We start from the raw sequence: 22,362 nt of genomic DNA on the forward strand, positions 1-22,362 counted from the left end.
TTGAGTTATTATTTAACTTATAATACTTTAGATCCAAATTTAATTAATTCTAGAGCATTATTAGTTACTGACTCACCTTCTTACTCATATTCTACAATTGAAGATTTCTTGCTTTTGGCTTTATCTAATGCTAAAAATTCAATTAAAATTGCTACACCTTATTTTACCTTAACTAGCTCTTTAGAAAAATTACTAATTGTTGCTTTAAAGACTGGTGTACAAATTACAATTTATTTCCCTGGATTAGCTGATAAAAGATTGGTTTATAAAACAGGCTTAAACCAACTTAACCGTTATATTAAATTTGGTTTAAGAGTTAAAATTTATAAAGATCATTTTTTGCACTCAAAAATGGGTTTAATCGATGATGAAATTGCTTGGATAGGAACAAACAATTTAGATCCTCGCAGCATGTTTTCGCAATATGAAACAGTTGATATTTTACATGGCCCAATAGTTGATGAATTAAGACTTTTATTTGCTACTTATGATAAAAAGTCATTTAACTGACATAAAGTTCCAAACATAGAGCGTAAGTATAATAAAATTGAAAACTTCTTTTTTAATTGAATTAAAACTTTAATATAATTTGTGGTATAATTATAGTTGCTATTAATCAAAATAATACTTATAATATAGAAAGGTTTCGTAATATGAAAGAATTAAAATGTAAAATAATTGATCCAATTGGTTTACATGCACGTCCTGCTTCATTGGTAACAGCTGTTGCTGCTAGATTTAAATCTGAAGCAAAATTATCATATGAAGGTCGTGAAGGTAATTTAAAGTCAATTATGAACATTATGGCGCTAGGAATTAAATGTGGCGCAGAAATTACAATTAAAACTTCAGGTGAAGATGAACAAGAAGCAATTGATGCAATCAAAAAAGCTCTTGTAGATCACCAATTAATTTAATAAATATTATTATTTAAATAATAAAAAAGTGACTTGATTTCTCAAGTCCTTTTTTATTTGAATTATTTTTTATCTTGAATTGCAACTATACCAGGAAGGGCAATTCCTTGTAAGAATTCAAGGCTCGCTCCACCACCAGTTGAAACGTGTGAAAACATTGCTTCCATACCAAGCTTTTCCACAGCAGCAACACTATCTCCGCCACCGACAACAGTATAGGTATCTTTTAATTCAGCAATTGCCTTGCAAACTGCTAAAGTACCATGTTTGAAGTTTTCAAATTCTGCTACTCCCATAGGACCATTTCAAACAACTGTCTTAGCATCTTTTAAAGCAGCTTGCACAGCTTGAATTGATTTAGGCCCTAAATCAAGTGCCATAAAACCATCTTTGATTGCGCCAATTTGGATTTGAGGTTCAACATCCTTAAATTCACTTGCAACAGCATGGTCAATAGGTAAAACAACTTTGTGTGAATATTTAGCCAGGAAATCTTTTGCAAGATCTAAGTAATCATCTTCAACTAATGAATTACCAACAGGAATACCTTGAGCTTTTAAGAAAGTATAAGCCATTCCACCACCAATTATCATTTTATCAGCAATTTTAATCAAGTTTTCAAGTACTTTAATTTTATCTGATACTTTAGCTCCACCAATAATTGCAACATATGGGTGTGCAGGGTTTTTAAGTACTTTTTCTAAAGATGAAACTTCTTTTTCCATTAAATAACCTAATGCTGATTCTTTAATGTTGTTTGCAATACCAACATTTGATGCATGGGCACGGTGTGCTGTTCCAAAAGCATCATTAATGAAAACATCTGCCAACGAAGCTCAATATACTCCTAGCTCAAAGTTATTTTTGCTTTCTGCTTTGTCATTTAAATCCTCATAACGTGTATTTTGTACTAATACTACTTCACCAGGTTTCATTTCATTAATTACTTTTTCTAAAACTTGACCTTTAGTTTGTTCTACAAACTTAATTGGTCTTTTAAGTTGTCTTGCTAATTCAAAAGCTACAGGTTTTAAAGTATGTTTTACTAAACAAGTTTTTTCTTTAACTCTACCGTGGTGTGAAAGTAAAATTAATTTACCACCATCATTTAAAACTTTTTCTAAAGTTGGCAATGCAGCAATAATTCTTTTAGTAGATGTAATTTGTCCATCTTTAATTGGAGTATTAAAGTCAACTCGAACTAAAACTTTTTTACCAGTTAGATTTAAATTGTCAATTGTTTTTTTCATATAAATTCCTCCTAATTCTTTTATGATTTATATTATAAAAGATTTTTTAAGATTTAAAGCATTAAACTATAAAAATAGTTAAATAATTTTAACAGCAAAAATATATAAAATTTATAGCTTTTAAATTGATTATTTTTAAAAACTAAAATCTGTGGTAAAATACTTAATATTAGGGTGGTTAAAATGAAATTATCATTAATATCAATTGTGACAAATGAAGAAAAGGATTTAGGATATTATCTTAAATCACTTGAGGAGCAAACAAGCCAGGAATTCGAAATAATTTTATGTTTAAGTAATACTAGTCAACGTAACTTAGATTTAATCAAAGAATTGGTCCCATACCAATTAAAATTTGGTCCAAGGCTTAAATATATTTATAATTCCAAACAAAATAATGCTCAAGAACATTTACTTAATGCCTATCGAGTGACAAGTGGTGAATATTCAGTAGTCTTTAATACTGATATTAGCGTCATAAAAAATACTTATATTGAAAAAATGATTCAAGCTATTGACCAAGCAAAAGTTGATATTTTAGAATTTAAACCAAGAATTAATGGTTCAATTTCTTGAAAGCCACAAGCTAGGGTTGTAGAAGGAAGGGAAATTAATCTAAAATATCATAAACTTGTTTTTGCTTATACATACCCATTTATTTTTAATAAAATTATTAAAAAATCTTTATCAAATAAAATGCTTAATTATAAGTTTAAAACAATTAATAATAACAAAATGTGTCTTGAATTAACCTATATGTTGTTTTTAGAAGCCAAAACTTATATGTATTTAGATTATAAAATATTTCGGGAGTACTATCCAACTGATATATGACTGAATACTAAAAACTATGTATCAGTTTTTGACAATGTTCAAAGTATTTTAGAAGCTAGGCAAATAAATTTGATTGATGAGTTATTATATGCCAAATATTACTTCGTTAAATTACTCTTAACTGCTTTTTTAACTGAAACAAAGTTTATGTATCGTAATATTTATAAAACCAAAGAAGATATTGCTGAAAAACGTAACGATAAAATCTTTGAAAATCATTTAGAAATAATTAAAAAAATCGAACTAACTTATAAAACAAAGGATTATTTCCTTACTAACCCATATTTCTTGCGTAACAATAGCGAAGTTGTGCTGCTTTCAACTCCAGTTTCTAAGTTAAAAAACCTTAAAATTTTAAAAAAACTCAGTTAATTTACATGCATAAAAATTCTGGTTTTTTTAAAAGGTTTCTAGCAAATATTATCGATTTGACTTTGTTCACTTCGTTAATATTGCTGCTTTTTTATTTTTTGACATTTTCAAAAAAAGCCCCTTTTTTACCTTCACAAGGTGTTTTTTACTTTGGAGTTATTTTTATTCTAATAAGTATTATGCTTATTTATTTATTAATCCCAATTGTTTTTAAAGGGAAAACAATTGGCCTTTGACTTTTAAAACTAAAGATTATTGATACAAAAACTAAAAGTTTTAAATATGTCTTAGTCATCAAGAGAAACTATTTTTTAAGTTTTTACTTTGGGATTGTCGTAATATTGATCCTAAGTTTTCTATCTCCCCAAAGTTTTGTGATCAATAATAAAAACCAAATAGCTTTAAAAGATGATTTATACCACCAAATTATTCTAAGGATCATAACAATGCTTTTATCAATTAATTTCCTTTTAGTTCTAGCAGGATACTTTATGCTGCTAGTTTCCAAAAGAAATTTAACCTTAATTGATTTATTAACTGAAACAAGAATTGTTGAAGATAAAAAACTTCAACAATTAATTAGTGAAATTAAATTTCTGCCACAAAAAAACACCCGCAGAAAATTTGTTTATAAATAAGGAGTAATTATGTTATTTTTAAAGAAAATTGATTTATTAAGTGATTTAAATGAAAAACAACGAGAAGCGGTGGTTTATTTTGACACTCCGCTTCGGATTATTGCTGGAGCAGGATCAGGAAAAACCAAAGTTTTAACACGAAAAGTTTCATATTTAATTAATGATTTAAATGTTCCTGTTGACGCTATTTTAGCTGTTACGTTCACAAATAAAGCCGCCCAAGAATTAGTTCAACGTATTAGCAACTATTGTCAACAAGATATTAAAAAAATTAATGCTAAAACTTTTCACTCATTTTGTGCTGATGTCTTACGCAAAGATATTAGAGAACTTGGTTACCCAACTAGTTTTCAAATTATTGATGAACAAGATAAAGATGCAATTTTAAAGAAAATTTATAAAGGTTTAGAAATAACCACAAGTGAAATTCCTTATAAAACTGCTTCACAATATATTTCTTGAGCTAAAAACTTTTCAGAAGATCCAAAGGAATTTGCTAAAATTTTAGCTCAAGAAAAAAAACCTTCAATTTTAAATAAAATCTACATTGAATATTTAAATGAATTAGCAATTAATGGATCATTAGATTTTGATGACTTAATTATTCAAACTCATAAACTTTTTACAATGCGCCCAGATATTTTAGCAAAGTATCAAGTTAAATTTAAATATATTTTAATTGATGAGTTTCAGGATACAGCTTCATTGCAATATGATATTATGAAAATGCTTTATACTAAAGATACTCATTTAACAATTGTTGGTGATCCTGACCAAACTATTTATAATTGAAGAGGAGCGAAGGTTGATTTAATTTTAAATTTTGATAAAGATTATCCTGATGCTAAAACAGTAATTTTAGATTTAAATTATCGTTCAACTAAAAAGATCTTAGAAGCAGCTAATAAATTAATTAAACATAATAAAATTCGTTTTAGTAAAGATTTAGTTACTGAAAATGAAGACGGTTCTAACTTAGAATATCAACATTTATACAATGAAGAAGCTGAAGCTTCTTGAGTGGTAAACAAAATTAATGAGCTTAAAAAACAAAAAAATCCACTTCGTTCAATTGCAATTTTATTTCGCTCTAACTACTATTCCCGTGCCTTTGAACAAGCTTTAGTTGAAGCTAATATTCCTCATAAATTAATTAATGGAACTAAATTTTACCAAAGAGATGAAGTTAAAGATGCCATTGCCTTTTTGAGAGCTCTTTTTGATGGTCACCAAATTTCATTTGAGCGAATTATTAATGTGCCAAGCCGGGGGATTGGTGAAGTAAAATTGCAAAAAATTCGAGATTTTGCCTTAGCAAGACATAAAACAATGTTTTGAGCTTTAAAAGATCACTTTAAAGAATTGAGTCCCAAAGAATTTGGAACTGAGTTTTTAAAAAATAAACTAAGACCTTTTATGCAAAAAATTTTAATTTATAAAAATGCAATTGAAACTAAGAAACTGAAAATCAGTAGAGCACTTGATTTATTTTTAGATGAAGTAGGTTATTATGAAAGTATTAAAAACGATAAAAACTTACGGGGAACTGCTAAAGATAATGTTAAAGAACTAATTAAATCAATTGAAAACTGAGAAAAAACCCATGTAACAGGTACTTTAGAAGATTACCTTAATATGGTGAGTTTGCTATCGGTTAGTGATGAATATCATAATAAAACTAACTATGTTACTTTAATGACAATCCACTCTTCTAAAGGTTTAGAATATGAAAACGTCTTTTTAGTTGGATTAAGCGATGGAGTTTTTCCAAGTTTTAGAATTTATGATGAAGGAGATTTTATCAATAATTCTAAAGGAAAAACAACTGATGAACTTTTAGAAGAAGAACGTCGTTTAGCTTATGTTGCAATTACTAGGGCAAAAAAGAAACTGTTTATTTCTTCTTCAAGAGGAATGATTTATGCTTCAGAAAAATTTAAAGTTCCTTCGCCATTTTTAAAAGAGATGGGTATTAACCTTGGTGATACAATTTTATTAGATGACCCAACTAAATTTGCAGAAAATAACGAAACTTATAGTGAAGTTGTTTCTAAAAATTCAAAAATTATTGTTGGTGATATTATTTCGCATACAATTTTTGGTGAGGGCGTTGTGGTGCAAGTTGGTTCAAGCAATGATATTGAAGTGCAATTTCATAATGATGGAATTACACGAAAACTTAATAAAACCCATCCAGCAATACGACTTTTAAGCAGGTAATATGAGCTTATACTTTGGATTGATTTTTCTGTTTAGTTTATTACTTACTAGCGTTTTAACTTTAGCACTAATATTTTGTATTTATTTATATTATTTTGCATCATGGGATATCATGCACTATGAAATTGATATGAATAATTTAAGGGTAATTCGTTTAAATAAACGTAATAAATATTTAGCAACTGTTTTAGATGTAAAAAATAGTAGTGTTGGAATGTTTAAATATGGTTCATTAAAAGAGTTTTTAGGATATTTTGATGATGATTCAAAACTTAATATTAATAAAATATTAGCTGATAGTTATATAACTAACGTAACTTATAAGTTAGATGTAAAGTTAAATGATGATATTATTAAAAAAACCCATTTTTTAACTTGATTTTTATTTAAAATAGAAAAATTTATTATTAGAAAACATCAAACTCATTTAACTATTTATGCTACTAGTACTAATAAATTTTTATGCACCTTAACTTGAAGTAAATGATTCAGTAATAAAAAACTTTTTAAATTTGATGATTTTAAACAAAGTGAAGATAAACTTGCAAAATGAAAAAATTTTGTTGTTGTTGGTTTTTTGCTTAAAACAAGCAAATATAACTATCCATTTTTTAATACTGATCTTAAAATAATCTTAAAAACTGTAAATTTAAAAAAACGTTATGTTAAAGTTTTTAAAGATCAAGACATAATTTATTTATTAATTAAAAATTTATCAAGCTTTAAATATAATTCATTATTAAAAAAGATTAGTTATTTAAATAATTATTCTAATTTAAATGATTATTATTATAAACTAACAATCTTTAGATATCCTTTACTAAATACTTTATATTACAAGCATAATTTGAAAGAAATTTTAAATTATGCCTTATATAATCTTTATATAACAAAAAAACCAAACGATTATATCAATTTTAAAGCTAGTTTATTAAAAGATGAAAAATATCTAAACTTCACCAAAAGTCTTAATTTATATAAAACTTTAAATGCCAATAGCCAAGATTTTGATTTATTTATTCAAGAAGTAACTAACACCGAATACATTGATGAAAAAATTTCTTTAGATTTAGTAAAAACAGATATCTGGCACCAGGAGATTAGCAAAGACCAAATAGATTTTTTTCAAGCTATTCCATATTTAGAATATAAATATCAAAATCTTTGGTTTGATTATTTAGATAATTATGCTAAAACAGAAAATAAGGCAATTTTAGTAAAATTATCGCAAGAGAGATTTTTGCGTACTGATTTTTTAATTAATGATACTAAAGCAATATGTTTATTATATGCTGATTATGATGATTTTAGTTTTAATAGACTTAATACTAAAATTTTATTACATGGTAAATTAAATTTTAAATATGGAGTTTATTTAACTAATATTACAAAAAGCACATATAACTTAGTAAGCGCTTTACAAAACTTAAAATACATTGTTTTAAGTAAAGAACTATGTTTACAATTAAAAAATTGAGCATTGATTTTTTCTTGCTTTCATTTAGTTAAATTAGCTAGAGAAAAAAACATTACTGTCATTTTTGAGCAAATTGATCCAAATTGAGAAACTTTAATTTTTGAAAAACTGCAAATTGAATATACATTAAAGACTTTTGTAAAATTAGAAAAATAAAATGAAAAACAAACATGTTGCCATGTTTGTTTTTAAAACTAACATTTATTTTAAAATAAGTCACAAAATAGTAAGGTTAGCTTTACAAAGCCAGGTAAAGCCAACAAAACAAAACTTAAAAATTTTTATTGGATTTAGGAGACAACAGAAAATATATTGTGTTAATTTAATAAAAAAATGAAAGGTACTGTTTAGTAAAAATTTAAATTATAAATGTCCTAAATCCAAAAATATTATACTAAAAATTATTAATTATTTATTATTTTTTTATTATTTTGATTATTTTTAAAAACTAAGTAAAATTTAACTAGTTTTTTTAGTTAAATTGAATTAATTTTTAGTAAATAATATAAAATTAAACCATGAAAGATATTATTTACTTACATACTAATACTGAATATTCTTTTTTGAATTCAACTATAAGATTAGATGAACTTTTTAATTTAGCTAAATCTAAAAAAGTTAAATATTTAACTTTAACAGATTTTGAAAATTTCCATGCTTTACAATTTTATTGAAATTTTCAAAATGAATATGATTTTAAACTAATTTTAGGTTTAGAACTGAATTTGAAAGAAGGTTTTAAAATTATTGCTTTAGCTAAAAATGATCAAGGTTTTTTAAAACTTAAAGAACTAGTTTTAGCTAAAAGTAATAATTTACTAGTATCATACTATGATTTAAATGATCCAAATTTATACTTAATTGATCATTTTGAAGAGGGTTTCAAAGCTAAAAATCTTGAGCTTGATAAATTATTTAATAATTTTTATTTAAATGATAAAAAAATGCAAGCACACCAAACTGTATATGCACCCACCAAAAAGATCTTATATTTTGATGATAACGAGCTTTTACCTATTTTAAATAATATTGGTAATTTGTCTTATCAAAAAAAATTATATAGTGAATATTATGAACCAGGTGAATTTGATAATGTTGATGAAGGTGTTTATCAAAATATTTTAAATATTGTTCAATGCATTAATTTATCAAAACCTTCTAGTGATTTAAAATTACCGAAATATAGCGAGAATTCTAAAGAAGATTTGCAAAAATTAATCAATAATCATACTTACCAAGAACTAATTAAAAAATATGATAAAGACTTAGTTGATAACCGTATTAAACTTGAATACCAAGTTATAAAAAAACTTGGCTTTATCGATTATTTTTTAATTATTCAAGATGTAATTAAATACGCAAAACAAAATAATATTTTAATTGGCCCAGGTCGAGGATCAGCTTCTGGATCATTAATTTCTTATTTAATTGGTATAACAAGTGTTAATCCACTTGAATTTGATTTACTATTTGAAAGGTTCTTGAATTTAGAAAGAATTGGCCTTCCAGATATTGACATTGATATTCAAGACAATAAACGTGATGAATTATTTTGATACTTAGCTAATAAATATGGCTTTGATAAAGTTGCATTTATTTCTACTTTTCAAACTTTAGCTTCAAAAAATTCATTGAGAGATGTTGGAAGATATTTAGGTATTTCAAAAGCAGAAATTGATGAAATTTCGGCATCAATTTCATCACATGATGCTTCGCTTTTAGAAGCATATGAGAAAAATAAAAAATATGCTTTATATGCTAAAAAGTATCCCCAGCTACATTTACTTGCTTCAAGAATTGAAGGTTTACCAAGACAACTAGGAATACATGCTGCAGGATTTATTATTAGCAATATATCTTTAATTAATCTAGTACCAATTCAAGTAAGTAATTTTAAATTAAACCAATTACAAATGACAATGAATAATTTAGAACAATATGGATTAATCAAGATAGATTTTTTAGGATTAAAAAATCTTACATTTATCAACGAATTAGAACAAGAAATTCCTAAAGAATTGCATTTTGAGCAAATTATTAATGATTCAATTTCTTTATTTAATGATAAACCCACCTTTGATTTATTAAATTCAACCTTAACTGATGGAATTTTCCAACTTGAATCACCAGGGATGCGAAATGCCATTAAAGAAGTTGTGATAGATAAATTTGATGACATATACGCAGTTTTATCTTTATTTAGACCAGGGCCAAGTAAATATATAAAAACTTATGCTAAAAATAAAGCTAATCCTTTATTTATTGAGAAAGTGCATCCTTTGTATGATAATATTGTTAAACACACTTATGGGATTATCGTCTACCAAGAGCAAATCATGCAAATAGTCCAAGATGTTGCTAATATGTCTTTTTCAAAAGCAGATTTATTTAGAAGAGCAATTTCTAAGAAAAAAGAAGGCGAATTAAAATTATATAGAGATGAATTTTTTGCTGGAGGGCTTAAAAATGGATTTAATGAAACTACTTTGAAAAAAATTTACAGTAATATTGAAAAATTTGCGGATTATGGTTTTAATAAATCGCATGCAGTAGCTTACGGAATAATTAGTTATAAACTAGCTTATTATAAAGCTAGGTTTCCAATGATATTTTATAAAGTATTATTATCTAATATAGGAGTAGATCAAAATACTATTAAAATGTATGCTGAAGAAGCAGCTCTTTTTAACATTAAAGTTAAAATTCCTAACATTAATTTATCAACTGAGTATGCCACTTTAAATAATAAAGAAATATATTTAAGCTTTGCTTTAATTAAGGGTATTGGCCAGGCTGCAATTGATAAGATTTTAACAGAAAGAAATAGAGCTGGGAAATTTACTAGTTTTATCTCATCATGACTTAGACTAAAAGCTAGTGGCTTAGGAGAAAGTATTTTAGAAACTTTAATTAAGGCAGGTTCTTTTAATAATTTTGCAAATCTTGCAACCTTGCTTTCAAGTTTAGATATTTGTCAAGATTTTTATGAACTTTTTAAATTTGAAACAAAAAATCATCAAGAACCCTTAGAATATTTAGATACTTTTATAAAAAAACATAATTTAGGTGATCATTTACTAAATTTAAAAGATCATGATAAAACCTTAGAAGACCAGTGAGAAATAAAACTTTTAGGCAATAAATATACGAATGAGGTTTGATCTAGTGATGCTAGATCAAATCAAAATTTAAATAAAATTTGCTTAGCATCATTGCAAGAGAAGGCTCAATATTTAAAAGTTGAAATTTTGAGTGTTACTAAAGGAGCTAAAGATAACCAATTAAAATTTAAGTTGCAAGATGAATCTAAAGTAGTTACTGCATCAAGTTGAAGTGGAAAGTTCTTACCATGATTAAATGCAGTTTTACCTCAAAAAGTTAGAGTCTTAGCTCTAAAAAAAGGTAATTTCTATAACATTAAAGATATTATGGAGTTAATAGATGAAGAATAATTTACGTAGCTTAGTAATTGATGGCAATTACATGCTTTTTCAATCATTTTATGCTACTTATCGTGGTGATCTTACAACAATATTGCGCACTTCTAGCGGCATTACAACTAATGCCATAGCAATTTTTTTATCTCAATTAATCAAATTAATTAAATTTATAGAACCAACACATTTAATGATTGCTTTTGATGCTGAAGGTAAAACTAAACGACATGAAATTTTTCCAGAATACAAAAAAGGGCGTATGAAACCTCCGCAAGAATTATTTGATCAATTTGATATTATTAAAAAATTACTAAGTTTATTAAAAGTAAAATGAATTGAACAAGCAGGTGATGAAGCTGATGATATTATCGGAACATATTGTAAAAATTTTGAGGGTCAAAAATTTATCTTTTCTTCAGATAAAGATTTATTACAATTAGTGGATCAAAATACTTCTTACATTATAAAAAAAGGTTATGAACTATCTTTAGTTACTTTTGAAAATTTCTTTGAAATTTACCAAATGCATCCTAAAGATATTACCAGCTATAAAGGTTTAAAAGGTGATTCAAGTGATAATTTACCTGGTGTGAAAGGAATAGGAGATAAAACTGCCATAAAATTAATTGAAACATATGGAAATTTTCAAAATCTTTATGATCTTTTAGAATCAAATAATTTACCTGAATCTAAAAGTATTTTAGATAAATTAGTTAAAGGTAAAGAATCTGGATTTTTATCTTATAATTTATCACAAATTAATACTAAGATTTTAAATCTTAGTTTGGATCCTAGTGAATACAAAATAAATTTTGATTATGATAATGCTTTAGAATATATTGAAGAATTAGAACTAAGTAAATTTAAAAAAGATTTAAAAAGTTTATTAAAAAAATAACTTATGATTGTAATTGTTGGGAAAATTTGTTCTGGTAAAACAACCATCTTAAACTTACTAAAGAAAAAAGGTTATAAAACATTAGAAGTTGATAAATTTGTTGTTAATCTTTATAATGATAAGTATTTTGGATTAGAAGTTCAAAATAAAATTGATTATCCGATTTTGACAAATCAACTTTTAGATAAACAAAAACTTAAAACTTGACTTAATTTAGATTTTAATAATTTCAAAATCATAGAGAAGTTTGTTAATTATGAGCTTTTAATTCATTTACAAAATCATTATTATGATTTTATAGAATTTCCAATTTTATTCAAAGCACCTAACGAACTAATTAAGTTATTTACCAAAATTTGACATTTACAAATTCCGGAAAAAACTCGAAAAAGTTTTCTATTAAAAAAATATGGGAAAAACCAATTTATTAGTAAATTAGACACTTTAAATAACTATAATTGGGCTAAAAATGAATTTTTTGCTCAAATTGAAGTTGTGAATATCTCATGGGAAAAGATAAATAGTTTTCCCCGTAAAGAATTATTAATTTAACAATTTAAAAATAAGCTTTAAAATAATTCTTGCATTTAATTAAAGTAAGGAGCAAATTATTATGAACCAATTAGATTTTGATTATTTTAAATTAACTCAAAAAACTATTATTTATAATTCTGATTTAGGGAATTTAAGAAAGTTATATTCGCCAATTTTAAATCATTTAAGTATTTTATTATATGAATACTTAAATGATTTAGCTAAAACTAATAAACAAGAAACACCTTTTAGTTTTTCGTTATTAACATTACTCTTAAATACTAATGAAGCTAATTTACATACTTCACGTTTAGAACTTGAAGCTTTAGGTTTAATTAATACCTACAAAGATTTAAATAATTCAATGATTATCTTTGAATTACATAAACCTTTAAATAGTCTTGAATTAACTAAAAACCCCTTTATTTCACAAATGGTGAAACAAAAAATTGGAGAAATTAATTTTAAACGTATAACTACTGAACAAAATAAAGTTTCAATTAATAAATTTATGTTTGAAGATATTTCAGCTAACTTTTTTAATATCTTTCAGGCAAATTTAAATAATTCGAAAGAAATAATGAAAAATTTTTATTTAGAGTCAGGTTCAAAACAAGTTAGTCAAGATGAAATAAAATCAATAGTTAAGAAAAAAGAGATTTATACACCTTTAGAAATAGCTAATATTAAATATGCTAATCATTACCAAGCTATTATGCAACTTAATACTTTAGCTTTTATTAAACAAATGTTTAATAATAATGAATTTGAATTAAGTGAAAGCATTTTAAATACCTGAACTAAAGTTTTTATTGATTCTAAAACTTTAAATTTGGTTATATATTTTAGTTTAAAACGCCGCAGTGGTGCTAATTGGTATAAATATACTAATTCATTAATTGCGGAATTAACTTCTCGTAAGTTAACTAAATTTGATGAAATTGAAAATTATTTAGATGGTAAATTTAAAAATAATATTCGCACTAGAAGTATATATAACGAAAAAGTTGTTCTAAAAAACGATTATTATAAAGGTTTAAAAAATGTCTAAACCAATTTTAAAAACTACAAATAATAATCTTAACAAACTTTTAGAAACCCAAATTGATCAGAAAAAAATTGTAAAAAAAATCAAAGCTAATTCTTTTTTAGCTTTGATTATTGAAAGATATCAAATTACTGATACCGAGATCTTTAAATACTTACCCCAATTATTAACCTTAGAACAAGAAAAACACAAAGATAACTTAATTTGGGAAACTACTATTTATAGAAACAAGCAAGGTAAGCTCAGTTTTATTAAGCAGTTGCGCAAAACTAATTTAACTAATGAATATAAAATTAAACAAAATATTCTTTTTAAAGAATATAGATCATATTTAAATGATGATATTTTGTCCCTAGAGCTTTTAGAATCATTTCACGATTATCCTGAAATATACGATTATTTAAGTGATTTTTATAATGATAAATCAAACTTAGCATGTTTATATTTAACAGGATCAATTGATTCAAAGCGCTCATATATTTTATCTTTAATTGCAAATAATTATGCTATTAAAGATAAGCGCATTGCTTTTTTAGATATCAACCTTCTAGAAGATAAATTAAAACGCAGCTTTAATAAAAACACTTTAGATATTGATGTTTTATTAGAAGATTTAGCTGCTCTAGATGTAGTTATTTTTGATGAAATTGGCCTAAAACAATTATCAATGTGATTTATAGATAGCTTTTTTTTGCCGCTAATTAACCAAAGATTTCAAAGTAAAGGTTTGACTTATTTTGGATCATATTATAATTTTGATGAATTAGGAAAACAGCTTTTTAAACGAGGAGCTAGTGGTGAATCTTTAGATCCTAAAGGTCCACTAGCAAAAAAGCTGATTTATTTAATTGACCAATTATCCCAAGAGAAAGTATGAATTAATCATGAATAAATCAAAAATTAAAATAGTCTTAGCTGGAACACCAAATTTTGCCGTACCAGTTTTTGAAGAAGTAATTAAGAATTTTAATGTCATCGCAATAATCTCTCAACCTGATAAACCAGCGAACCGTGGTTATAAGCTTAAAACTACACCAACTAAGCTTTTAGCGCAAAAATATAATCTTAAATTATTCCAACCTGATAAAATAGCTGAAATATATGAGGAATTAAAAGATTTAAATTACGATATTTTACTAACTTGTGCTTTTGGACAATATATTCCAACTAAAGTTTTAGATTTAGCTAAAATTGCTTCGATAAACATCCATGGTTCATTATTACCTAAATATAGAGGTGCTGCTCCAATTCAACATAGCTTATGAAATGGCGAAACTCAAACTGGTATTACTTTAATATATATGACTAAAGAAATGGATGCAGGGCAGATGATTTTTAAAGCATCAATACCCATTTTAGATTCTGATACTTCAGATTCTTTATTTCTTAAAATTTCCAACCTTGCTAAAGAAAATATATCTAATTGACTTATTAAATTAATTAATAATCAAATAAGCCCTGAAGTTCAAGATGAAAGTTTAGTAACTTTAGCTCCCAAACTTTTAAAAGAAGATGCCATACTTGATTCCAACCTTACTAAATTAGCAGCATTTAATAAAATAAGAGCTTATTCATCAAATCCTGGCTGTTATCTATATTTAAATCAAAAAAGAGTTAAGATCTTTTATGCATCAAAGCATAAAATTCCTAATGCATTAGAACTAAAATTTAGTGATGGATCTTTATATGCTCTTGACTACCAATTTGAATCAAAAAAACGAGTTAAATTAAACTAAAAATAATTAAGATTTTCACCCCTGGAAACGATTCCAGGGTTTTTTAAATATTTTTAGTTTTAAGCTTAAATAATTTAAAAATTATAATATAATAAACAAGTAAAAAAATTTACATTTATATCAAATTACAATTAAATTATATTTAATTTTTATAGAAGGGACAAAATGAAAAAAGTTGCAATTAACGGTTTTGGAAGAATAGGAAGACTATTTTTCCGTAGACTATTAGAATCAGGGTCAAACCTTGAAGTTGTTGCTGTTAACGATTTAACAGATGCTAAAACATTAGCACACTTATTAAAATTTGATACTGCATTTGGAAGACTAAATGCTACAGTAGAGGCAAAAGAAGGAGCTTTAGTAGTTAATGGTAAAGAAATTAAAGTATTAGCTGAAAGAGATCCTGAAAATCTTCCATGAGCTGAACTTGATATTGACTTAGTAGTTGAGTCAACAGGATTCTTTACTAAACGCGAAGGAGCTGAAAAACACGTAAAAGCTGGAGCTAAAAAAGTTGTAGTTTCAGCACCATCAGACAAAGATGTTAAAACAGTTGTTTACAACGTAAACCACAAAATCTTAGATGCCAGTGATACAGTTATTTCAGCTGCATCATGTACAACAAATAGCTTAGCACCTATGGTTAAAGTATTAGCTGATGAATTTGGATTAAAATCTGGATACATGACAACAATTCATGCTTACACCGGAGATCAAAGATTACAAGATGCTCCACATAAAGATTTACGTAGAGCTCGTGCAGCTGCTGCAAACATGGTTCCTACTTCTACTGGAGCAGCTAAAGCTATTGGTTTAGTAGTTCCAGAAGCAAGCGGAAAATTAGATGGTGTAGCAATTAGAGTTCCATTAATTACTGGATCATTAGTTGATTTAACAGTCTTTTTAGACAAACAACCTACTGTTGAAGAAGTTAATGCAGCAATGAAAAAAGCTGCTAATGAAACAATGAAATACGAAACAGAAGAAATTGTTTCATCAGATATTGTTAACTCAACACATGGTTCAATCTTCGACTCAGCTCTTACAACAGTTAAAGCTACTCCAGAAGGTAACTTATACAAACTATTCTCATGATATGACAATGAAATGTCATATGTATCACAATTAGTTAGAACAGTTGTTTACTTTGCTAACTTAGATAAATAATTGATACTAAGAAAATTAAAATATTCAGATTTAAAATCTGAATATTTTTTATTATTATTTGAAACTGAGTTGACTATTGAAAAGATTTTGTTGTTTTAGTTTCAAAAGTAAGATTTTATTTTAGCTTTAGCTAGAAGTTTATTTTGTTGAATCTGTAGTTCCATCTGTAGAATCTGTCTTAGCTTCCTGACTTGAATCTGAACTAGTTCCACCTGATGAATCTGTAGTTCCATCTGTAGAATCTGTCTTAGCTTCCTGACTTGAATCTGAACTAGTTCCATCTGTAGAATCTGTCTTAGCTTCCTGACTTGAATCTGAACTAGTTCCACCTGATGAATCTGTAGTTCTATCTGTAGAATCTGTCTTAGCTTCCTGACTTGAATCTGAACTAGTTCCACCTGATGAATCTGTAGTTCCATCTGTAGAATCTGTCTTAGCTTCCTGACTTGAATCTGAACTAGTTCCACCTGATGAATCTGTAGTTCCATCTGTAGAATCTGTCTTAGCTTCCTGACTTGAATCTGAACTAGTTCCACCTGATGAATCTGTAGTTCCATCTGTAGAATCTGTCTTAGCTTCCTGACTTGAATCTGAACTAGTTCCACCTGATGAATCTGTAGTTCCATCTGTAGAATCTGTCTTAGCTTCCTGACTTGAATCTGAACTAGTTCCACCTGATGAATCTGTAGTTCCATCTGTAGAATCTGTCTTAGCTTCCTGACTTGAATCTGAACTAGTTCCACCTGATGAATCTGTAGTTCCATCTGTAGAATCTGTCTTAGCTTCCTGACTTGAATCTGAACTAGTTCCACCTGATGAATCTGTAGTTCCATCTGTAGAATCTGTCTTAGCTTCCTGACTTGAATCTGAACTAGTTCCACCTGATGAATCTGTAGTTCCATCTGTAGAATCTGTCTTAGCTTCCTGACTTGAATCTGTAGTTCCATCTGTAGAATCTGAACCATCTTTACCACCGGGTTCATCTGTACGTATTACTATAGAGTCATTTCTTTCTTCCTCTACTTTTTCACCACTTTTATTTTGAGGTAATTCTACTTTAGTATTAGGATCCCCACCTGTTTCATTTGTTCCACTAAAATCTGGTCCTCCTGGCCGATCAGGTTGTACTTTGCCTTTTTCTGGATCTCCATTTTTATTTTGATCTTGATCTGAAGAATTTGGGTTTCCACCTGTTGAATTGCTTTCATCAAGTGGAGTTTGATCCGCAGGATTACTATTTATTGGTTTTTGATTATCCCCATTGTCAGAATTATTTGGTGGAGTTTGATGGTTATTATTTCCATTATCTAGGCTATCTGACGGAGGTGTTTGAGTATTAGATCTACTATTTCCAGTGTTATTTGTTGGTGGAGTTTGATCCCCTGGGTTTTGCCTCGTATTATTACCAGTATTTTCACTACTTCCTTGGTTTTGATTACCATTTCCTGGATCAGTTTGGACCGGAGGCGTTGGTTTAGGATCTTGTTCACTAGTGCAACTTACAGCTGCAAGTGTCGAGATTGTTAATATATTTGTTGATATTAATATGAATTTACGTAATTTCATTGTTGTCCTTCTATTGTTTAATTTATTATATATAATAGATATTTATGTAAGGATATGTTAATTTAAAACAATATATTTATTTATCTTAATAACAATAAGACAAATGACTATTAATTTAATTATTTTACTTAAACAGGGGTAATGTTATTAAGGTAAAATATCTTGTTTAAATGACATATCCTTGTGTTAATTGTAATATATATATATATATATATATGCGAAAAGTTGAATACTTGTAATTATGTTTTGAGTGGTTAATATTAAAAAGAAGGGTAAGAATAGTAAAAATATATTAATTTAAGTTATTTATACTTAATAAGTATATATTTATTATAAATAATTATTTCCATATATTTTCCATAGGAATTTGTTATTTAATGTTTTGGTTATAGATTATGAATGTGTAAAGAACAAACTATATATAAAAATTGTTAATTATAAAGTAGTAATTTTAATAAATTAGATATTTTAAGTACTTAATTTATTCATATTTATTAATATAAGTTTAATTTGTTTAATTTTGATTTACCTAAGTTCATTTTAATATCAATAGTATGTGTATAATTTGTTTTATATATAATATCTATAAATCCATTTTTTTAAATTTTTGCATATCATTAATTTATATATTTTTACTAAAAACTAATTATTATCTATTATTGAATGACCAAGAATTTTGAAATAATATTCCACCATTTAAAACTTAGTGTATAATTGCATCTAGTTAAACAATAAATCTTAGGAGGTAAGATGAAAAAAATACTCTTATTAGATGGAGCACTTAATACAAGTAATTCATCATATTCTACTCAAGCTTTGAACTACGTACAAACATTATTTAATAATCAAGAGTACGAAGTTCAAAGAATTAATTTAAACCAAACTAAATTTGCAAGCACAATTGTGTCAACGCAAAATTCTAAAAATTTTTGACAAGATGTTGAAAGTGATAAATGAATTGAACAATTAAAGCAAACCGATTTATTAGTTATCTCAACATCAATGATTAACTTTGGACCAACAACAACATTAAAAAGTTTTATTGATGCAATAGCAGTTGCTAATAAAACATTTTCATATAAATATTCAACCACTAACGATGCAATTGGATATTTAACTAATCTAAATGTCTTAATCATTGGTTCGCAAGGTGCAAACTTTGGAGTTTACCCTTGAGGTGATCATATTAAGTGATTAAAAGGCACTTTTAATTTCCTAGGAGTTAAAAATATTTATAGCTTTGACATTTTGGGAACTAAGATGTCCGAAATTGCACAGAAAACCCCAAGTGAGTATGTAGATTCAGTAAAAGACCAAATTGATAAATTAGTTTTAGAAGTTAAAAATAATTTATAAATAGTTTTTAAAAACCACTTAATAACCAAAAATTATTAAGTGGTTTTCTTATTTTTTACTTTTTGAAAATTTATAAAATTTTTAAAAAAAATTTATAATTATAAGTATAGGTTTTTATGCAAAAGTTATTTAGAAAAATAATTAAATTCTCATCACTTTTAAGTCTTTCTTTGATGATTGTTAGTTGTCAAGAAAAAACACAAGAAAAAAAACCGCCAAAATCAAAGTTAGAGCAATTAAACGAAAATGAAGCAGAGCCAAAAGTTATTGAGACAGATACTACAAAAGAATTAGAAAACAAACAAATAAATCTAGAAAATATTTTTGAATTAGCAGATGATAACCAAGATGTCGGAGAATTATTTGATAACTTAAAAAAAGAATATGAAGATAATACTTCAAATACTGATTTTAATCAATTAAGATTATATGGTTGACGAAAAAATAGAGGTAAAGTAAATAAAAATTTAGTTCATTTAACTTTGCCAAAAACTGGTAATAATCCAAATAGAACTTTATTAAGATTCAGAAAAGACATTGATCTTAATAAAGTTCCTTGAAAATATAGTCCTAAAGGTCATTTTGTTAAGAGTAGTTTTGATCAAACAACAAGAACTTTAATTTTGGAATATACCTTAAATAATAAAACATATACCCAAGTAATAAAAATACCAAAATCTAAGGTAAAAAGAGTTAAAGATATAACAACTACACAAAAACAAAATAATTTTATAAATAATAATCAAAATACTCAAGATCAAGATAATATTAGTATTACTACAAGTCAAAGTAAGACTAATACTATTGATAAAGTACAAAATACCAAACTAACAGAAGTAAAAATTTCAACCTGAAATATTCAAAACTTCGGCAATAGTAAAATTAATAAAGAAGATTTTAGAATTAAAGCTTTAGCAGAAATTATTTACTTAGAACAATTACAATTTATTAGTATTCAAGAAGTAAATTATGAAGAATTCAAAGGTGTTGAAACTTTAGTTGAAGTATTAAATGAAAAATATCAGCTTAATTTTAAATTAGCAAAAAGTCCTTTAGGATTAATTTCAAATACTAGAAAAAATAGCCCCGCTGTATGAGAATCATATGCTATTTTATATAATTCTGATATTTTTACGCAACTTAATACTCATGATTTTAATTCATATCGAGGTAAAGATGTTACTTTTACTAGACCTTTATGATTATCATATTGGCAAATTAAAAATTCATTAACTAAGTTTTGAATTATTAATGGTCATTTAGATGGACCTGGAGCTAATTATAAGTATAACGAAGTTTTAAGTCCAACTATCAATGGTTATAAGTGATCTTCGCAAGGTGATCAAGAAGTTAAAGAATTTTTAGACCTACATAATGCTTTTGAAAGTTTAAAAGCTTTTTATAATTCTCAAGACTTGGAAGATTTAGTTATCTTTAATGGAGATACTAATATTAAAGATAACCACTTTATTTATGCAAATGAATATTATTTAAAAAGAAATTATGAATTAGGTTATCAAAAACCTCTTGCTAAAAGTGAAATAGAATATTACAAAACTTCATTTTCAAAAAATAGGTATGTTAATCCTTATGATAAGTTTATTGCTTATGATCCAAAAGATGAATTTGAAGCACTTAAATCAAAAGACTTCAAATTCAATTTATTAGAAGTTTTTAAACAAAAACTTAATTATCAAAAGTATTTAGAACTATATACTAAACAAACTAATAAACCATCTTTAAATGAGCAAGAACTAGCTTTAAAACTTTCTGATCATACCTTTGCTAATGCATTAATTAAAATTAAAAGACCATAAAAATACTTTATTTAAAATACAATTGAATTATTATAATTGTATCTTTTAATTATGCAATTTTGTGATAAAATAAAACTATGAAAAATACAAATAAAGTTGCATTGTCATGCGAAAGTTGTCGGCGTAAAAATTATTATACTAATAAAAGTTTAGGTAATCCTAAACGTTTACAAGTAAAAAAATTTTGCATTCATTGCACTAGTCATACGAAACATCTAGAAGAGGTTTAATTATGGAAAAATTACTTAAGGTTAAACAAAAAAGACAAAAAAAACAAAAAAAATATTGAATTAGAAAATTTGTAAAAGAAATCAAAAGAGTTCGTTGACCAGATTTTAAAACCAATAAACGTAATTTCATTATGACAATAGTATTTGCATTTTTATTCACATTATTTGTCTCATTAGTAACCTACGGGTTAACTGAATTATGAGCATTTCTATCACTAAGTTAATAATATATGATATGGAGATTTTATGGCAAATTTAATTAAATGATATATGATTTCAACCATGCGTGGTAAAGAAGAGCAAGTAATTGAATCATTGAATAACCGGATTGAAGCAGAAAATTTATTATACGATTTTGATTTAAATGCTAATAATGGTTCAGCATTTAAATTATTTCAAAAACCAACTTTAACCAGAAGAGAATGACAAAAAAAAGAAGATGGTGAGCCTTACAAAATAAAAAAAGTTAATTTATATCCTGGGTATATTTTTGCAAAAATGCACATGTCAGATGAAGCATGATATTTAATTCGTAACACACAATATGTCACTGGATTAATTGGTTCATCTGGAAAAGGTGCCAAGCCAACTCCGGTGAGTATTCTAGAAATTAAAAAAATGTTTGAACAAGAAAAAGAATTTTGACGTGCTTTTGAAGCTGGTGAAAATGTTTTTGGTTTTACTAAAGGTGATCTTGTTGAAATAATTGATGGTCTTTACATTGGAAAAGAAGGCGAAATTTTGTCAATTAATAGTAATGAAAAAACTGTAACATTGAAAACTGAAGGTTATGGTAAAGAAATTGAAGTAACTTTATCAATGGAAATCATTCGAAACGTAAAAGAAAATTAAAACACAGATTTAT

At 26.2% G+C, this 22,362-nt stretch carries 20 protein-coding genes; 18 read left to right on the top strand and 2 right to left on the bottom strand.

Annotation, left to right across the window (positions count from 1 at the left end; translation table 4 throughout):
* A partial coding sequence (locus EXC44_RS00005; protein WP_223213734.1) for a phospholipase D-like domain-containing protein occupies window positions 1–588 on the top strand: 588 nt, incomplete at its 5' end.
* 65 nt (window positions 589–653) lie between these two features.
* Entirely contained in the window at window positions 654–917 is a 264-nt protein-coding gene (locus EXC44_RS00010; protein ID WP_099309444.1) for an HPr family phosphocarrier protein, read from the top strand.
* 62 nt (window positions 918–979) lie between these two features.
* On the opposite strand, the gene EXC44_RS00015 is transcribed toward EXC44_RS00010, so the two are convergent.
* Entirely contained in the window at window positions 980–2,167 is a 1,188-nt protein-coding gene (locus tag EXC44_RS00015; RefSeq protein WP_129620804.1) for a phosphoglycerate kinase, read from the bottom strand.
* A gap of 183 nt (window positions 2,168–2,350) precedes the next feature.
* On the opposite strand from EXC44_RS00015, the gene EXC44_RS00020 reads away from it, so the two are divergent.
* The 11 genes from EXC44_RS00020 to gap all read left to right on the top strand — a co-directional run bounded on the left by EXC44_RS00020 (window position 2,351) and on the right by gap (window position 16,528).
* The gene (locus EXC44_RS00020; protein WP_120161350.1) at window positions 2,351–3,373 is read left to right on the top strand and encodes a glycosyltransferase; all 1,023 of its coding nucleotides are present in this window, start codon (window positions 2,351–2,353) and stop codon (window positions 3,371–3,373) included.
* Window positions 3,374–3,378: 5 nt separating this feature from the next.
* Window positions 3,379–4,011 (top strand): RDD family protein, encoded by a 633-nt coding sequence (locus EXC44_RS00025; RefSeq protein WP_129620806.1) that lies wholly within the window; start codon window positions 3,379–3,381, stop codon window positions 4,009–4,011.
* Between the two features lie 9 nt (window positions 4,012–4,020).
* Window positions 4,021–6,231, top strand: a complete 2,211-nt coding sequence (locus EXC44_RS00030) for an ATP-dependent helicase (RefSeq protein WP_129620808.1) — start codon at window positions 4,021–4,023, stop codon at window positions 6,229–6,231.
* 1 nt (window position 6,232) lies between these two features.
* Complete coding sequence (locus EXC44_RS00035; protein ID WP_408634229.1) at window positions 6,233–7,864, top strand: MHO_4530 family protein; 1,632 nt, start codon at window positions 6,233–6,235, stop codon at window positions 7,862–7,864.
* 362 nt (window positions 7,865–8,226) lie between these two features.
* Window positions 8,227–11,160: a DNA polymerase III subunit alpha gene (gene dnaE, locus EXC44_RS00040; RefSeq protein ID WP_129620812.1), complete on the top strand. Its 2,934-nt coding sequence runs from the start codon at window positions 8,227–8,229 to the stop codon at window positions 11,158–11,160.
* On the top strand, window positions 11,150–12,043 hold the full coding sequence (locus EXC44_RS00045) for a 5'-3' exonuclease (protein ID WP_129620814.1): 894 nt from the start codon (window positions 11,150–11,152) through the stop codon (window positions 12,041–12,043). The genes dnaE and EXC44_RS00045 overlap by 11 nt, the downstream gene beginning before the upstream one ends.
* A 3-nt stretch (window positions 12,044–12,046) precedes the next feature.
* A complete protein-coding gene (locus EXC44_RS00050; RefSeq protein WP_129620816.1) occupies window positions 12,047–12,595 on the top strand; it encodes a nucleoside/nucleotide kinase family protein in 549 nt (182 codons plus the stop codon).
* 61 nt (window positions 12,596–12,656) lie between these two features.
* The gene (locus EXC44_RS00055; RefSeq protein ID WP_223213423.1) at window positions 12,657–13,628 is read left to right on the top strand and encodes a replication initiation and membrane attachment family protein; all 972 of its coding nucleotides are present in this window, start codon (window positions 12,657–12,659) and stop codon (window positions 13,626–13,628) included.
* The gene (locus EXC44_RS00060; protein ID WP_129620818.1) at window positions 13,621–14,517 is read left to right on the top strand and encodes an ATP-binding protein; all 897 of its coding nucleotides are present in this window, start codon (window positions 13,621–13,623) and stop codon (window positions 14,515–14,517) included. Before EXC44_RS00055 ends, EXC44_RS00060 begins: the two co-directional genes overlap by 8 nt.
* A complete protein-coding gene (gene fmt / locus EXC44_RS00065) occupies window positions 14,510–15,361 on the top strand; it encodes a methionyl-tRNA formyltransferase (RefSeq protein WP_129620820.1) in 852 nt (283 codons plus the stop codon). Before EXC44_RS00060 ends, fmt begins: the two co-directional genes overlap by 8 nt.
* A 165-nt stretch (window positions 15,362–15,526) precedes the next feature.
* Complete coding sequence (gene gap, locus EXC44_RS00070) at window positions 15,527–16,528, top strand: type I glyceraldehyde-3-phosphate dehydrogenase (protein WP_120161325.1); 1,002 nt, start codon at window positions 15,527–15,529, stop codon at window positions 16,526–16,528.
* 138 nt (window positions 16,529–16,666) lie between these two features.
* On the opposite strand, the gene EXC44_RS00075 is transcribed toward gap, so the two are convergent.
* The gene (locus EXC44_RS00075; protein WP_129620822.1) at window positions 16,667–18,094 is read right to left on the bottom strand and encodes a hypothetical protein; all 1,428 of its coding nucleotides are present in this window, start codon (window positions 18,092–18,094) and stop codon (window positions 16,667–16,669) included.
* A gap of 750 nt (window positions 18,095–18,844) precedes the next feature.
* Between EXC44_RS00075 and EXC44_RS00080 the strand changes: the two genes are divergently transcribed.
* From EXC44_RS00080 to nusG, 5 genes are all read left to right on the top strand, one after another.
* Window positions 18,845–19,450: an FMN-dependent NADH-azoreductase gene (locus EXC44_RS00080; protein WP_129620824.1), complete on the top strand. Its 606-nt coding sequence runs from the start codon at window positions 18,845–18,847 to the stop codon at window positions 19,448–19,450.
* 116 nt (window positions 19,451–19,566) lie between these two features.
* On the top strand, window positions 19,567–21,267 hold the full coding sequence (locus tag EXC44_RS00085; RefSeq protein WP_129620826.1) for an MnuA family membrane nuclease: 1,701 nt from the start codon (window positions 19,567–19,569) through the stop codon (window positions 21,265–21,267).
* Window positions 21,268–21,344: 77 nt separating this feature from the next.
* Window positions 21,345–21,497, top strand: coding sequence for a 50S ribosomal protein L33 (gene rpmG / locus EXC44_RS00090; protein WP_129620828.1), 153 nt, complete (start codon window positions 21,345–21,347; stop codon window positions 21,495–21,497).
* A gap of 2 nt (window positions 21,498–21,499) precedes the next feature.
* On the top strand, window positions 21,500–21,721 hold the full coding sequence (gene secE, locus EXC44_RS00095; RefSeq protein ID WP_129620830.1) for a preprotein translocase subunit SecE: 222 nt from the start codon (window positions 21,500–21,502) through the stop codon (window positions 21,719–21,721).
* 22 nt (window positions 21,722–21,743) lie between these two features.
* The gene (nusG, locus tag EXC44_RS00100) at window positions 21,744–22,349 is read left to right on the top strand and encodes a transcription termination/antitermination protein NusG (protein ID WP_129620832.1); all 606 of its coding nucleotides are present in this window, start codon (window positions 21,744–21,746) and stop codon (window positions 22,347–22,349) included.
* Window positions 22,350–22,362 lie beyond the last annotated feature (13 nt).

The sequence above is a fragment of the Mycoplasmopsis bovirhinis genome (genome assembly GCF_900660515.1).
GTDB lineage: Bacteria > Bacillota_I > Bacilli_A > Mycoplasmatales > Metamycoplasmataceae > Mycoplasmopsis > Mycoplasmopsis bovirhinis.